Source organism: Janthinobacterium sp. Bl 1 (genome assembly GCF_058215535.1).
In genome coordinates this window covers 2,218,771-2,233,278 of record NZ_CM177086.1, presented here as the reverse complement: position 1 = coordinate 2,233,278, position 14,508 = coordinate 2,218,771, and the positions used below count along the sequence as shown (strand labels likewise).

The 14,508-nt window shown below is 66.1% G+C and carries 11 protein-coding genes; 1 reads left to right on the top strand and 10 read right to left on the bottom strand.

Annotation, left to right across the window (positions count from 1 at the left end):
- Positions 1-79: 79 nt before the first annotated feature.
- From AC4BCN_RS10140 to AC4BCN_RS10110, 7 genes are all read right to left on the bottom strand, one after another.
- Positions 80-3,718, bottom strand: coding sequence for an EAL domain-containing protein (locus AC4BCN_RS10140; RefSeq protein ID WP_490493204.1), 3,639 nt, complete (start codon positions 3,716-3,718; stop codon positions 80-82).
- Positions 3,719-4,003: 285 nt separating this feature from the next.
- Positions 4,004-4,960 (bottom strand): esterase/lipase family protein, encoded by a 957-nt coding sequence (locus tag AC4BCN_RS10135; RefSeq protein ID WP_490493203.1) that lies wholly within the window; start codon positions 4,958-4,960, stop codon positions 4,004-4,006.
- The gene (locus AC4BCN_RS10130) at positions 4,957-6,591 is read right to left on the bottom strand and encodes a GMC family oxidoreductase (RefSeq protein ID WP_490493202.1); all 1,635 of its coding nucleotides are present in this window, start codon (positions 6,589-6,591) and stop codon (positions 4,957-4,959) included. The genes AC4BCN_RS10135 and AC4BCN_RS10130 overlap by 4 nt, the downstream gene beginning before the upstream one ends.
- A gap of 7 nt (positions 6,592-6,598) precedes the next feature.
- A complete protein-coding gene (locus AC4BCN_RS10125) occupies positions 6,599-7,126 on the bottom strand; it encodes a hypothetical protein (protein WP_490493201.1) in 528 nt (175 codons plus the stop codon).
- Between the two features lie 70 nt (positions 7,127-7,196).
- Positions 7,197-8,390, bottom strand: a complete 1,194-nt coding sequence (locus AC4BCN_RS10120; protein WP_490493200.1) for an MFS transporter — start codon at positions 8,388-8,390, stop codon at positions 7,197-7,199.
- A gap of 90 nt (positions 8,391-8,480) precedes the next feature.
- On the bottom strand, positions 8,481-9,383 hold the full coding sequence (locus tag AC4BCN_RS10115) for a LysR substrate-binding domain-containing protein (protein ID WP_490493199.1): 903 nt from the start codon (positions 9,381-9,383) through the stop codon (positions 8,481-8,483).
- Complete coding sequence (locus AC4BCN_RS10110; RefSeq protein ID WP_490493198.1) at positions 9,380-10,144, bottom strand: RNA methyltransferase; 765 nt, start codon at positions 10,142-10,144, stop codon at positions 9,380-9,382. The genes AC4BCN_RS10115 and AC4BCN_RS10110 overlap by 4 nt, the downstream gene beginning before the upstream one ends.
- Positions 10,145-10,339: 195 nt before the next feature.
- Here AC4BCN_RS10110 and AC4BCN_RS10105 point away from each other — a divergent pair, with 195 nt between their 5' ends.
- Positions 10,340-11,122 (top strand): inositol monophosphatase family protein, encoded by a 783-nt coding sequence (locus AC4BCN_RS10105; protein ID WP_034758799.1) that lies wholly within the window; start codon positions 10,340-10,342, stop codon positions 11,120-11,122.
- Positions 11,123-11,198: 76 nt separating this feature from the next.
- Here AC4BCN_RS10105 and AC4BCN_RS10100 read toward each other — a convergent pair whose 3' ends face one another.
- Genes AC4BCN_RS10100 through AC4BCN_RS10090 form a run of 3 tightly spaced genes read right to left on the bottom strand, consistent with a single transcriptional unit; the run spans position 11,199 to position 14,479 of the window.
- Positions 11,199-12,140 (bottom strand): type II secretion system F family protein, encoded by a 942-nt coding sequence (locus AC4BCN_RS10100; protein ID WP_490493197.1) that lies wholly within the window; start codon positions 12,138-12,140, stop codon positions 11,199-11,201.
- Positions 12,141-12,158: 18 nt separating this feature from the next.
- The gene (locus tag AC4BCN_RS10095; protein WP_490493196.1) at positions 12,159-13,127 is read right to left on the bottom strand and encodes a type II secretion system F family protein; all 969 of its coding nucleotides are present in this window, start codon (positions 13,125-13,127) and stop codon (positions 12,159-12,161) included.
- Positions 13,128-13,132: 5 nt separating this feature from the next.
- Positions 13,133-14,479: a TadA family conjugal transfer-associated ATPase gene (locus tag AC4BCN_RS10090; RefSeq protein ID WP_490493589.1), complete on the bottom strand. Its 1,347-nt coding sequence runs from the start codon at positions 14,477-14,479 to the stop codon at positions 13,133-13,135.
- Positions 14,480-14,508: the final 29 nt, after the last annotated feature.

Below are 14,508 nucleotides of genomic sequence, written 5' to 3'. Positions count from 1 at the left end.
GGGAGTCTAATTCGGTGGAAAGCTGCTGCGCAAGGTGCGCCAGCGCACGCGGCGGCCAATTACCCGCTGCGGAAAATCCTCAGGCCGCCGCTTTCACCTGGCCATGCAGCAGCTTGTGCAGGCGGAAGCCTTCGCGGATATTCTCGCGCAGCACGGCGCCTTTCCACGGCTTGGTATAGAAGCGGTCGACGGCGCCGCGGTTGATGGCCGCCATGATGGGCGTCAGGTCGGCAAAGGCCGACAGCATGATGCGGAAGGTGTCGGGACACAGGTGCTTGACCCGCTCCATGAATTCGGTGCCGCTCATGAGCGGCATGCACTGGTCGCACAGGATCACCTGCACCTTGTGGCGCGCCAGGATGTCGAAGCCCTCCGCGGCCGTCTGCGCCGTCAGGATGCGGTAGCCGTCCTGCGCCAGGAAGTCGCTGAGCACGTCGAGCATGAAGACATCGTCGTCGACGATCAGCAGGGTTTGCTGCTCTTCGCTGCCCGCATCCTGCGGCGCCTGCAGCAGCTTGCCACCCATCAGCATCTGCTCAAATTCTTCCTGCGGCACGGGGCGGCTGAAATAATAGCCCTGCATCTCGTCGCAGCCATGGCGCCGCAGGTAGGCCAGCTGCGCATCGTTTTCCACGCCTTCGGCGATCACTTCCAGCTTCATGCTGTGGGCCATGCTGATAATGGCCAGCACGATGGCCGCGTCGTCCGGATTGCTCGTCACTTCGCGCACGAAGGCGATGTCGATCTTCAGCTTGTCGATGGGGAAGCGCTTCAGGTAGGCCAGGCTGGAATAGCCGGTGCCGAAATCGTCGATGGAAATCTGGATGCCCAGCGCCTTCAGGTTGCGCAGCACGGCGATGGTTTCCTCGGCATTCGACATCAGCGAGCTTTCCGTCAGCTCCAGCTCCAGCAGGTCGGGCGCGATATCGTGCTTGCGGATCGCCTTGAGCACCTCTTCTTCCAGGCCGCCGACGAAAAACTGGATGCCCGACACGTTCACCGACAGGTGCACGGGGCCGATGCTGCTGGCGCCCCACTCACTGATCTTCTTGCAGGCCTCGTCGAGCACCCAGTTACCGACGCGCACGATGAGACCCGTTTCTTCCAGCAGGGGGATGAACAGGGCCGGCGAAACCATGCCGTGGCCGGGACGGCGCCAGCGTATCAGCGCCTCGGCGCCGCTGATGCGCCCCGAAATGATATTCACCTTGGGCTGGAAGAACAGCACGAATTCCTCGTTGTCGATGGCACGCCGCAGGGCATTTTCCATGTCCAGCCGCGCCATCGACTGCGCGTTCATTTCCGCCGTGAAGAAGCGGAAGGCGTCGCGGCCCGCCTCCTTGGCGCGGTACATGGCCGTGTCGGCATATTGAATCAGGGTGTCCGCATCGGCCGCATCATCGGGGAACACGGAAATGCCGATGCTGACCGTCACCGTCACCTCGTGGCCCTGCAAGTCGAAGGGCTTGCGCATCGCCTCGCGGATCTTGTCGACCACGCCGACGGCATGCTGGGCGCCTTCGGGCAGCAGCAGGATGGTGGCAAACTCATCGCCGCCAAAGCGGCCAATGGTGTCGCGCACGCGCAGGCAATCGACGAGGCGGCTGGAAAACTGGCGCAGCAGGTCGTCGCCGATGGTGTGGCCCAGGGTATCGTTGATATTCTTGAAGCGGTCGACATCCATGAACAGCACGGCCACGGCCCACTGGTGCTCGGCGGCCTGGGCCAGCGAATGGGTCAGCGAGGCGTAGAACTGGCTGCGGTTCGGCAAACCCGTCAAGGTGTCGAAATGGGCCAGCTTCATCAGGCGCTGTTCGGCATCCTTGCGCTCCGTGATGTCGCGCGCCACGGCCACCAGGATCCAGCTCTGCCCCGAGCGCAGGGTGCGCCGCTGCACTTCCACCGACAGCGGCGAACCATCCTTGCGCTGCAGCTGCAATTCCGTCATCGGGCCGCCCTGGTCGCCGGCCAGCAGCTTGTTGTACAGTTCTTCCAGCTGGGATTCGCCCTCGTGCGCGCGGCCCGGGCCCACGCGCAGGAAATCCTCGCGTTCGAAACCGAGCATGCGGCACGCTGTCTGGTTGACGTCGACGAAGCACATGCCGGCGCGGTCGACGAGGAAAATCGCGTCGGCCGTGGCGTCCATCGCCAGGCGGAAGCGGCGCAAGTCTTCATCGAGGCGGATGCGCGCCGCCATGTCCAGGGTCAGCTGCTCGTGGTGGCGCTTGATCTCGTCGTACAGCAGCAGATTGTCGTAAGCGACGGCGATCTGCGCCGCCACCGTGGCGGCGACCCGCTCGTCGACTTCGGAAAATTCATTCGCCCCCAGCTTGTCGACCAGGTACAGCCAGCCGTGGCTGCGCTCGCGCGACGCGATGGCCACGCCGAGGAAGGAGTGGACGGGCGGGTGCGTGTCGGGCAGGCCCAGCGCGCCGGGATCTCCCTTCAAGCCATTGACCCGGTAAGGCTGGCGCTGTTCCAGCAAGCGGTTCAAAATGCCCGTGCGCGGCGTGCTGGCGATGCGGTCGAGGTTTTTCTCGGTGCCGCACGAGGAAAAATAGCTGAGCTTTTCGGCGCCCTCTTCCAGTACGCCGATGCAGGCGTACTTGGAGACGCAGATATTCTGCGCCACCTTGCAGCCCGCCTCGATCAGGGCGCGCGGATCGCGTTCGGCGCCCAGCTCGATGCCCAGTTCGATCAGGGCCGTCAGGCGCAGGCTCACTGCCTGCAGGCTCGACAGTGAGCGCGACAAGCGCTCCGTCATGATGCCCAGGTCTTCGGGGAGCGCGGCTTGCCCCTCGCGCTGGCTGGCCAGCTGCGAAATCTGCTGGCTGCTCGATTCGAGTTCGTCGAGGTAGCCGCTGACCTGGTGCTCGATGCCGGCCAGCTGGCCCGTGGCGGGAAGCGCCGCTCCGCCGCCCGCGCCCGGCGCCGCAGGCACCTGGGCCGCCGCCGGCATCAGTCCCAGCGCCTCGTTGACGGTGCGCACGATGACTTCGGGATCGGACGGCTTGGGCAAGACCCAGCGCACGCCGCACGCCTGCGCCAGCAGGATCGCTTCCTGCTCGCGGTAGGTGGCCGTATAAAAGATGATGGGCACGTCGGCCAGCGCGGGATCGGCATGCACGCGCGTGACGAATTCGTAGCCGTCCATGTTCGGCATGAGGATGTCGGAGATGATCAGGTTGGGTCGCTCGGTACGCAGTATTTCCAGCGCGTCAGCGCCGTTGGCCGCCTCCAGCAGGCGGTGTCCGCCGTAGCCGAGAAGTGCGGTCAGGAACTCGCGGTTCAGCACATGATCATCGACGATCAGGATGGTGGCTATGTCGTTTTTAACTGGCGTCGACGGCGCCCCGGGTAAAAAAGACTCCAGCTCCGCGACGAACAGGTCGGGTTCGATCGGCTTGCCGATGTAGCCATTGAAGCCCGCTTCGAGCAGGCGCTCGCGGTCGCCCACCATGGCCAGCGCCGTCACGGCCAGCGCCGGGATCTTGCGCAGCTGCGGGTCCTTCTTCAGCTCCGCCACCACGCCATAGCCATCGAGCTTGGGCAAATGCACGTCGCAAATGATCAAGTCCGGCAACTCGCTGCGCGCCATGCGCACACCCTCTTCGCCGTCATAGGCGGCCAGCGGCGTGTACCCGAAGGCACGCAGCAAGTACACCATCAATTCCATATTGGTGGCGTTATCTTCGATAATCAGGATACGTGCGGACAATTAGCGCCCCCAATAAAAACGGCATGGACTCATTTTTCCGCATGCGCGGGCTACATAACAATCGTATAACATCTTGCCATACATTCAGGGAAATTTCTGGCCCACGTACGCCTGCAGAACGGCTCAAGCGGCCTCATGAACAAATTTTCCCCGCTTATCTTCTGACGTTAGCTTAATACAGTACGCCAGTGGAAAACAGCATTTTCTGCCTCGTGCGTTGTTAAACATGGGCAACAGCAGAGTCAAAAGAGACAGTCTTGCCATGCAGACAAAACACAACAGGACTCAGGCGAAATGGGTAGCGGAGGGAGGCTGGGCGACTTCGCTCTTGATAGTGATTTCTGCCAGCAGCTGGCGCAGCACGCGCGCATCGCTGGCCAGCGCCACGTGGCCGATGCCGCCGAAAGCGATATTGCGCGCGCCCGGCAGCTGCGCGGACGCTTGCGGCGCGACGATATTGTCGTGATGCGAATAGATCGACGTGATCAGGGCGCGCGTCTCGGGCGTCTCGCTGGCGGCCAGCTGCGCCAGCCAGCCGCTGGGCGTGCCATCGACGCGGCTCATCTGGCGCGCATTGGCGCCCGCCGCCAGGTTGGCCAGCGCCGTACCGTGGTGCGGCGTCCCGATCGTGATGATGCGCGCCACGCGGGCCGCGCCGTAATGGCGCAGCCAGGCGCGCGCCACCAGGCCGCCCATGCTGTGGGCGACGAGAATCACGCGGTCGCTGCCCGTGCGGGCGCACAGCTCGGCGATGGCCAGTTCCACCTGCGGCACGAACTCCTCGATGTCGGCGCCGATCGGTTCCAGGTCGATCGCCTCGTGCACGATGCCGGCCCGCGCCAATTGCCGGCTCAGCTTTGTCCAGTAGCCGCGGTTGCACACATAGCCGTGCACCAGCAGCACGGGCAGACCCCGGCCGGCGATGGTGTCGGCCGCATGCAGGCGCGGACGCAGCATGCCCCATGACGACGTCCACAGGGTGGCACGCAATTCGCCGAAAAACAGGCGCGCCGCGCCCATGGCGCCCAGCTGGTATTCAGCCGGCACGGAACTGCCCAGGCGCCGGCTCTCCCGGAAATTGCGCACGACGATCAGCGCGCGCACGGCCAGCAGCATGGCCAGCGCCAGCAGCACGGCCAGCATCGGCGAAGCGACGCCCCACGCCTGCATGGCCAGGTACGCCAAGCCCAGCACGGCCAGCACTTGCAGCAGCATCAGCCACTTGAGGATGCGCGCGATCATGCGGCCGCCGCGATGGGCACGGGCGCCGGCTTGCCCGTCAGCGCTTGCGCCAGGCCGCTGGCCAGGCGCGCGGCCAGCGCGTAGATCGTCAGTTGTGGATTGGCGCCTATCGAGGTGGGAAACAGAGAACCGTCGTGCACGGACAGGTTGCGCACGCCGTGATAGCGGCCATCGGCCCCCGTCACGCCCAGGCGCGCATCGTCCGACATGGCGCAGCCGCCCATCACGTGGGCCGACACCACGCGCGCCAGCAGCGCCTTCATCGGCAAATCGCAGATGGCTTGCTTCGCCTGCGCCCAGCTCGTGTAGTGGCTGGCCATCTCGTGCACGGGATAGACGCTCCTGGCGCCGGCCGCGAACTGGATTTCCGCCATCGACAGCAACGCGCGCCGCACGCCATCCCAGAGAAAAGGCGTGAGCGGATAGTCGAGCACGGGCGCGCCAAAACTGTCGATCGAGACGCTGCCGCCCGCCGCATCATGGTGAAAGCCGTCGCGCAGCAGCGCCAGCAAGGCGTGCGCATGGGGGAATTCGCGCATGGTGCGCGCATGCTCGTCGCCGAAGCCGCCCATGGTGGTGGCCATCAGCAACGGGTGCAAAGGCGGCGCTTCGAGCTTGTAGCCGATGGGGCCATCGATGGGCGCCACGTGCAGGAAATGGTCGGAATAAATCGTCTGCGGCGCGCCCGCATAGGCGTCGACCCTCTGCTGGAACAGGCCCGCCGAGACCACGGTCGGATGCAAGAAGGTGCGCCGGCCCAGCAAGCCGTGCGGGTCGGGCGCCTGCGAGCGCAGCAGCAGCGCAGGCGAGTTGATGGCGCCGCCGGCCAGCACAAAGTGTTTGGCGCGCAGCGTCAGGCGCACGCCCGTCGGCACTTGCCCGGCGGCGTCGAGCGCCGTCACCTGCAGGCTGTCGACGCGCTCGCCCTTGAAGATGAAGCGCTCGGCGCGCGCATGCACGAGCAGGCCCGCGCCCAGCGCCAGCGCCGACGGGATCGTCGTCACCAGCATCGACTGCTTGGCGTTGGTCGGGCAGCCCATGCCGCAGTAGCCGAGGTTCCAGCAGCCGTTCACGTTGCGCCGGATGGCGGCCGTGGGGATGCCCAGCGCCGTGGCGCCACGGCGCAGCAGATCGTTGTTTTCATTGGGCGGCGCGGCCCAGTCGCTCACGTGCAGGCGCTTTTCCATCATGGCGAACCACGGCGCCATGGCATCGACGCCATAGCCGGACAAGCCAAAGTGCTTGCCCCAGTATTCGAGCGTGCCTGGCGGCGTGCGGAAGCTCGAGGTCCAGTTGACGGTGGTCGAACCGCCGACCGTGCGTCCCTGCAGGATATTGATCGCCTTGTCGCGCGTCTTGCGCGCGGCCGATTCCTGGTACAGCGCGGGATAAGCGTCCGCTTCGCGCATCTTGAAGTCTTGCGAGGACTTCAAGCCGCCCTCTTCGACGATCAAGACCTTCAGGCCGGCCAGCGCGAGGATTTCCGCCGTCACGCCGCCGCCGGCGCCGCTGCCGATGACAACGACATCGGCCTCGAAGCTGCGGTCGGCGCCCAGGGTGCTGGCGTCGGTGACGTTCCAGCCGGCGGCCACGCCGATGGCGATCGGGTCGGGTATGGGGGATGTGCTCATGGATGCCTTATGCGCTCAGTTCGGGCAGCGGTCCCGGATAACCGATGGCGGCCCAGTGGGCGGCATCGGCATACCAGGCGCCGAGGATCAAGTCGTGCAGGGCCAAGTAGGCCGTCTGCAGGGTGGCCAGGCGGTGCGTGCGCCACGCCTGCAAAAAGGCGGCTACCTGTGCCGGGTCGGCGTCAAGCCAGCCACCATGCACGCCGGCGACGAAACGCCGCGCGGGCGCCAGCGCCAGCAAGCCAAACAAGTCCTGCACCTCCTGCTGCGCCGCCAGGGGCAAGCCGCGGATGGCCGTGTCCACGCCGGCGATGGCGCCATCGAGCGCCGTGGCCCGCGCGGTGGCTTCCCGAATCAATGCGGTGCCCAGCATGGCCGGCACGATGGCCGCCAGCGCCGCGCGCGCTTCGCCATCGAGCACGAAGCGGCCAGGCGGCGCCGGCCCGCGCACCAGGCGGTAGGCGGCGCCGCCGGCGGCCAGCACACCGGCGCCAAGCACGCCCAGTTTCAGAAACGATCTGCGTCGCATCCCCATTCTCCCTTGTTTTGTACGGCCTTTTGCAGGCCAGTGTACGCCAAAGGGGGCGGCGATCCGCGCGCAAAAACTAGAGCGACCCATCTAGTTTGCGCGACGGGAACCACAGCAGCAACATGGCCAGCAGCGCCGCCAGCGCGCCGCCGATGGCGATGCTGGGCAAGCCAAAGGCGACGATCAGCGCACCGCCGAGCACGCCACCGGCCGCCGTGCCCGCATTGAAGGCGGCGATATTCAAGCCCGCCGCCACGGCGTCGCTGCCCGGGCAATGCTGCTGCGCCAGGCGCAGCTGCCGCACGGTGGACAGGGTCACGAGGGCGAAGAACAGCAAGCCCAAAGTGCCGCACAGGGCCAGCAGGGCCACGGGCTGGGCGCGCAGCACATAAAACGCCAGCAAGTTGAGCGCCAGCGCGCCCAATGCCAGCACGGTGGCGCGCAGCGCGTGGGGACGGTCCGCGCACCAGCCGCCCAGCAGGTTGCCGCCGATGGCGCACGCGCCAAAGCACAGCATGGCGGCGCCCAGCCAGCCCGCATCGAGTCCGCCCAGCTGCAGCAGGAACGGCGAAACATAGGTGAAAAAACTGAAGGTGGCCACGCTGACCAGCGCCGCCACGCCGGCCGCCAGCAGCAGGGGCGGCTGCAAGATGGCGCGCAGGCTGGCCAGGGCCGAGACGGCAGCGGTTTCCTGGCGCACGGCCGGCATGGCGAAGCGCAAGCCGGCGCCGCCGCACAGGGCCAGCACGCCGATGGCCGCAAATACCCAGCGCCACGACGAGACGGCGCCCAGCCACGTCCCCAGCGGCACGCCGACCGCCAGCGCCAGGGTCAGCCCCAGCCAGACGACGGATAGCGCCCGTCCCGCGCGGGACGGGTCGACCAGGCTGGTGGCCGCATGCGAAGCGACGGCCATGAACACGCCATGCGCGAGTCCCACGGCAAAGCGCACACCGAGCAGCGCGCCCAGCGCCGGCGCAGTCGCCATGGCCATGCTGCCGGCCGCCAGCACGAGCATGGTGGCCACCAGCACCTGGCGCGTGGGCCGGCGCGCCAGCATGGCCGTCAGGATCGGGGCGCCGATGGCAGCCCCCAGCGCATACGCGGCAATGGCGCCGCCGGCCGCCGCCACGCTGGCGTGCAAGTCGCGCGCCATGGGCGTCAACAGGCCGGCGGCGATGAATTCGGACAAGCCAAAGGCGAAGCTGCACAGGGAGAGCAGATAAATCGCGGGCGGCAGGGCGCCGCAGCGCGATGAAACAGTGGACATGGCGGCTCCAGACAGGCAAAACGCCATGCTGGCCCCTGGGCCATCATCTGTAAAATATCTTATTTATCTTGAAACGAGACTTTTCAAGTCTCAATGTGCGGCAGACCGCCGCAGCTGCGCCAGCAGCCGCTCGCGCACGGGCGACGTGCGCTGCGGGTCCCACGCCATGTACAGGTCGAGCTGGCGCAGCGCCTCGGGCGCGCCGCTTGCCAGCGGCAGCATGACCACGCCCGCAGGTGCGCAGGCCGCCAGGCTGGCCGGCAACAGGGCCACGCCAAAACCGGCCGCCACCAGTCCCAGCACCGTTTGCAGCCGGCGCGCCTGCTGCACCACGCGCGGCACGAAGCCCGCATGCAGGCACAGGCTGGCCAGCTGGTCGTGGAAGCCCTGGCCCAGCTCGCGCGGCGAAGCGACGAAATCGTCACCGGCCAGCTCCGCCAGGTCCACCCGCGTCAGCCCCGCGCAGCGGTGGTCCAAGGGCAGCGCGATCACGATGTCTTCGCCGGACAGGCGCTCGAAGCGCAAGCCCGGCGTGCTGCGGCCCGGTGCGCGCAGCAGGGCGATATCGATGTCGCCCCGCTCCAGCCACTCGACCTGCTGCTGCGTCGACGCTTCGCGCAAGGTGAACTGCACGGCGGGCGACGCGGCGCGAAACGCGCGCAAGGCATCGAGCACGTGGGCATACGGCGTGATATGGATGAAACTCAGGCGCAAGTGGCCCTCGATGCCTTGCGCCACGCGGCGCGTGGCGGCCACGCCCTCTTCCAGGGTGGCCAGCACCTGGCGTGCCGTGGCCAAAAAAGTGCTGCCGGCCGGGGTCAAGGCGACCTTGCGGTTGGTGCGTTCGAAAACAGGGTAGCCGAGCGCCTCTTCCAGCCGCAATATCGCCTGCGACAGCGGCGGCTGCGCCATGTGCAGCCGTTCGGCCGCGCGGCGAAAGTTCAGTTCCTCGGCGACGGCGATGAACTGGCGCAGCAGCCGGGTCTCTATCATGGGCCTTTTTTGGCTACCGCCAGGATATGGCGCGCGATGCCGCGCAGGATATTGACTTCTTCCGTTTCCAGCCCCGTGCGCGAAAACAGGCGTTTCAAACGGGGCATGAGCTTTTTCGGGTTGTCGGCGTCGAGAAAATCGATGGCGATCAGCGCCTGCTCCAGATGCGCATACATGCCGTCGACCTGCGCCAGGCTGGCCGCGTCGCCATGGAAACCGACGGGGCTGGCCATTTGCCCATCGCCGAGCGCCGCCACGCGGCATTCATAGGCGACCACCTGCGCCGCCTGCGACAGGTTCAGCGACGAATATTCGGGATTGGCGGGAATGTTGATCAGCACATTGCACTGCTCGACGATCTCGTTGGGCAAGCCGAAGCGCTCGTTGCCGAAGATGACGGCCGCGTGCAAGTCTGCGCCGGCCGCCAGCTGGGCCGCGATGGCGCGCGGGGCAGTGACGGGCGGCGAAAATTCGCGCAACCTGGCCGACACGGCGGCCGCGTAATTGCAGCCTTCGAGCGCCTCGGCAATCGAGCCGACGATACGCGCGCCCGACAAAATATCCTGCGCGCCGCTGGCGAAGGCCACCGCTTCCGCATCCGTCAAGGCATCGGGAAAACGGGGGTTGACCAGCACCAGATCGGAAAAACCCATCGTTTTCATGGCGCGCGCGACGCCGCCAATGTTGCCAGGACGACTAGTTTCGACAAGAATAAATCGCAGGCGTTTGAAAAGAGACGTGTTGATTTCGGGCAGATTCATTTAAAATAGCGCTATTGCGCGGTATCGATACAGGAAATTTCGGGAAACGGAGTCACAAAACGCTGACGCCAGGCCGGGATTTTAACCACTTCGGCACCGCTCCGCTCTTTAATTCATTCTTGCACTCTATCGTACCGGCGCCGCAAGGCGGCCATGGGCGGTCGCGTGCTTTTAACGGAAGCTCACATGCACCCAATGCTCAACACGGCGATCAAAGCCGCCCGCCGCGGCGCCGCCGTCATCAATCGCGCCTCTTTTGACCTCGACCGCGTCGTCGTCACGGAAAAACAACATAACGATTTCGTCACCGACGTCGACCAGGCGGCCGAACAAGCCATCATCGAGGTGCTGTCCAAAGCCTACCCGGACCACGCGTTCCTGGCTGAGGAATCGGGAGCTTCCGCCAACTCGCACGACGAGAATGAATATCAGTGGATCATCGATCCGCTGGACGGCACCACCAACTTCATCCACGGCTTCCCGCAATACTGCATCTCGATCGCGCTCGCGCATCGCGGCGTCGTCACGCAAGCCGTCATCTACGACCCGGTCCGCAACGACCTGTTCACGGCCACCAAGGGCGCCGGCGCCTACCTGAACGAAAAACGCATCCGCGTCACCAAGCTCGACCGCATCTCGAACGCCCTGCTGGGCACCGGCTACGTGGCCGGCAGCGCCCGCGCGCTGGACGAATACCTGAAGATGTACGCGATCATGGGCGAACGCAGCCAGGGCGTACGCCGCGCCGGCTCGGCCGCGCTGGACCTGGCCTACGTCGCTTGCGGCCGCCTGGACGGCTTCTACGAAAAAGGCTTGAAGCCTTGGGATATCGCAGCAGGCGCCCTGATGATCACGGAATCGGGCGGCATCGTCGGTGAATTTTCCGGCGAATCGGACTACCTGTACAAGGGCGACGTCATCGCCGCCAGCCCGAAGATCTTTGGGCAGATGATTACGCTGCTCACGCCATTCGCCTGATTGCCAGGCAAGGGCTGATGTAAAGAAGCTGCCGGAGGAAACTCCGGCAGCTTTTTTTTGCCCGCTCGACTACCCTTCAGCTGCCCCGCATGGCCGGCAGCAGCACGCGGTAAATCTGCAGGAACGCCGGGCCCATCAGCACGACCATCAGCGATGGAAAAATGAAAAAGATCAGCGGAAACAGCAGCTTGAGGGCGATCCTGGCCGCCGTTTCTTCGGCGCGCTGGCGCCGCTTGGTGCGCAGCTGGTCGGATTGCACGCGCAGCGACGCGGCGATGCTCGTGCCAAAGCGCTCGGCCTGGATCAGCAAGGTCACCAGCGCATCCACATCGTCCACGCCCGTGCGCAGGGCCAGGTTGCGCAAGGCCTTGTCCTTGGCGCTGCCGGCGCGCAGTTCCAGCGTCACCAGTTGCAGCTCTTCGGCCAGGACCGCGCTTTTCAGGCCGATTTCCTGCGCCACGCGCGCCAGCGCCGCATCCATCGCCAGCCCCGCTTCGACGCACACCGTCATCAGGTCGAGCGCATCGGGAAAGGTCTCGAACACTTCGCGCTGGCGCTGTTTCAAACAGTGCGACAGCCAGACGTTGGGCAGGTAATAGCCGAGGGCGGCCGCCGCGACCAGCCACAACAGCATATTCTGTCCGCCCTGGCGCAGCAGGAAATACAGCAGCAGCGGCAAGCCCACGAACAGGCCCGTCTTGGCCGCATAAAACAGGGCCGGCGCGGCCTGGCTGCGCCAGCCGGCATGGACGAAGCGGCTGCGGATGGGCGAACTTTCCCAGCCTTCGTCGGGCAGCGACAGCCTGGCCAGCGGGCGCGTGAGGCTGACGGCGTGCGCCACCCAGCGCCGCCTCGCATGGCGCTCCCGGTCGCCGGCGGCGCCCGCATCACCGAGCGATTGCAGACGCTGCTGCACGGCACTGCCGGCGAACAGGCGCAGCACCAGCACGGCCAGCGCGAAAACAATCAGGAACAGCAGGCCCAGCAAAGCCAACTGCGCCGCACTCATGCCACTCATCGTGTCTCTTCTTTCATGTCACACCCGGATATGGATAATTTTTCGGATACAGAGCACGCCAACCATCAGCAAGCCCAGCGCCACGCCGACCATCTTGCGCCCGCCCGCATCCGTGTACAGCACGGCAATGAACTGCGGATTCATCACGTGCATCATCAGCGCCGCGCCAAACGGCAGCAAGCCCAGCACCCAGGCCGACATGCGCCCTTCGGCCGACAGCACGCGCACCTGCCCCAGCAATTTCAATCGGTCGCGGATGATGGCGCTGATGCTGCCCAGCAGTTCAGTCAGGTTGCCGCCCGTTTCACGCTGGATCAGCACGGCGATGACGACATAGCGCAAATCCGTGCTGGGCACGCGCCCGGCCAGGTTGCCCAGCGCATCGGCCATCGCGACGCCGAAACTGACTTCGTCGAACACGGCGCGGAACTCGTCGGCCAGCGGCCCCGTCATCTCCTCGCCCACCATTTTCAGCGCGGTGGGAAACGCATGGCCGGCGCGCATGGCGCGGCCCATCAGGTCCAGCGCGTCCGGCAGTTGCTGCTCGATACGCACCAGCCGCCGGCTCCTGGCGCGGCGCGCCAGCAGATACGGCAGCGCGGCACCGCCCGCGCCCAGGCCAAGACGCACATACCATGGCAAGGGCAGCACGCTGGACGCCAGCAGGCCGGCCAGCGCGCCAAGCGCGCAATAGCCGAGGAAACAGGCCACGAGCCAGCGCATGCCCGCCTGCAGCAGCAGTTGCTCGATGCGCCGCGCGCCGGGCAAGCCTTCCAGCACGCCCTGCAGGAAGGGATAGCTGCTCAGCGGGCGCTGCTTGGTGATCGACAGCGCCTGTTCGCCGTCGCTGGCCGTGTACATGGCTTGCAGGCGCCGCGCCACCCGCGCCGCGCTTGGGCCCCGCGCCGCCTGCCACGCCAGCCAGGTGCCCGCCACCAGCAGCAGAACGGCCAGGAAGAGGAACAGATAGACAAGGTAGGAAAGCATGGCGGTCAGCGCCCCGCCGCCGCAGGTTCGAACAGGGCGGCCGACACGCCAATGCCAAAGCTGTTCAGGCGCTCGAGGAAACGGGGGCGGATGCCGCTGGCCGAGAACTGCCCGACCACGGCGCCGCCCTCGGCCACGCCCGTCTGCTTGAAGCTGAAAATTTCCTGCATCGTGATGACCTCCCCTTCCATGCCCGTGATCTCCTGGATCGACGTCACCTTGCGCTTGCCATCGATCAGGCGCGACACCTGCACCACCACCGACACGGCCGAACTGATCTGCTGCCGGATGGCCTTGCTGGGCAGGTTGACCGCCGCCATGCTGATCATGTTTTCCAGCCGCGTCAGCGCGTCGCGCGGCGTATTGGCGTGGATGGTGGCCATCGAGCCTTCGTGGCCCGTGTTCATGGCGCCCAGCATGTCGAGCGCCTCGGCGCCGCGCACTTCGCCCAGGATGATGCGGTCGGGGCGCATGCGCAACGCATTGCGCACCAGCGCGCGCTGGCTCACCTCGCCCTTGCCTTCGATATTCGCGGGCCGCGTTTCCAGGCGCACCACGTGCGGCTGCTGCAATTGCAGCTCGGCCGCGTCCTCCACCGTGACGATGCGTTCCGTATGGCCGATGAAGCCGGAAATCACGTTGAGCATGGTGGTCTTGCCGCTGCCCGTGCCGCCGGAAATGAGGATGTTCATCTTCGCCTTGCCCAGGCCCTGCAGCACCTCGGCCATCTCGGCCGTCATGCTGCGGTAGGCGACCAGGTCGGCCAGGCGCAGCGGGTCGACGGAGAAACGCCGGATCGACATCACGGGACCGTCGATGGCCAGCGGCGGGATGATGGCGTTCACGCGCGAACCGTCGGGCAGGCGCGCATCGACCATGGGACTCGATTCGTCGATGCGCCGGCCCACGCGCGAGACGATCTTGTCGATAATTTTCATCAGGTGGGCATCGTCATCGAAGCAGATGTCGGTCAGCTCCAGGCGGCCGCCGCGCTCCACATACACCTGCTTGTGGCCGTTGACGAGAATGTCCGACACGCTGGCGTCCGACAGCAAAGTTTCAAGCGGCCCGAAGCCCAGCATCTCGTGCTGAATGTCGCGCGTCAGGCTCTTGCGCTCGGCGTCGTTGATGACGACCGCCTCTTCGTCCAGCAAGCGCTCGACGAGGCCGCGCAGTTCTTCGCGGATGCGCTCCTGCGACAGGCGCTGCATGCTTTCCAGGTCGACCCGTTCGAGCAGCAGCCCATGGATGCGCAGCTTGAGGGCGCGGTAGCCGTGGTTGTCGATGGCCGCCGCGCGTTGCGGCGCGAGCGTGGCGATCTTGGCGCTGCCGAGCCGTTCGCGGATGGACAAGGCGGCGGTGGGGGAACTAGCCATGAAAT

Bases quoted from the DNA above. Each gene is read 5' to 3' on its own strand.
- AC4BCN_RS10095 (WP_490493196.1), bottom strand. From the start codon at position 13,127: ATGCTTTCCTACCTTGTCTATCTGTTCCTCTTCCTGGCCGTTCTGCTG.
- AC4BCN_RS10130 (WP_490493202.1), bottom strand. From the start codon at position 6,591: ATGAGCACATCCCCCATACCCGACCCGATCGCCATCGGCGTGGCCGCC.
- AC4BCN_RS10120 (WP_490493200.1), bottom strand. From the start codon at position 8,390: ATGTCCACTGTTTCATCGCGCTGCGGCGCCCTGCCGCCCGCGATTTAT.
- AC4BCN_RS10110 (WP_490493198.1), bottom strand. From the start codon at position 10,144: ATGAATCTGCCCGAAATCAACACGTCTCTTTTCAAACGCCTGCGATTT.
- AC4BCN_RS10105 (WP_034758799.1), top strand. From the start codon at position 10,340: ATGCTCAACACGGCGATCAAAGCCGCCCGCCGCGGCGCCGCCGTCATC.
- AC4BCN_RS10135 (WP_490493203.1), bottom strand. From the start codon at position 4,960: ATGATCGCGCGCATCCTCAAGTGGCTGATGCTGCTGCAAGTGCTGGCC.
- AC4BCN_RS10115 (WP_490493199.1), bottom strand. From the start codon at position 9,383: ATGATAGAGACCCGGCTGCTGCGCCAGTTCATCGCCGTCGCCGAGGAA.
- AC4BCN_RS10100 (WP_490493197.1), bottom strand. From the start codon at position 12,140: ATGAGTGGCATGAGTGCGGCGCAGTTGGCTTTGCTGGGCCTGCTGTTC.
- AC4BCN_RS10125 (WP_490493201.1), bottom strand. From the start codon at position 7,126: ATGGGGATGCGACGCAGATCGTTTCTGAAACTGGGCGTGCTTGGCGCC.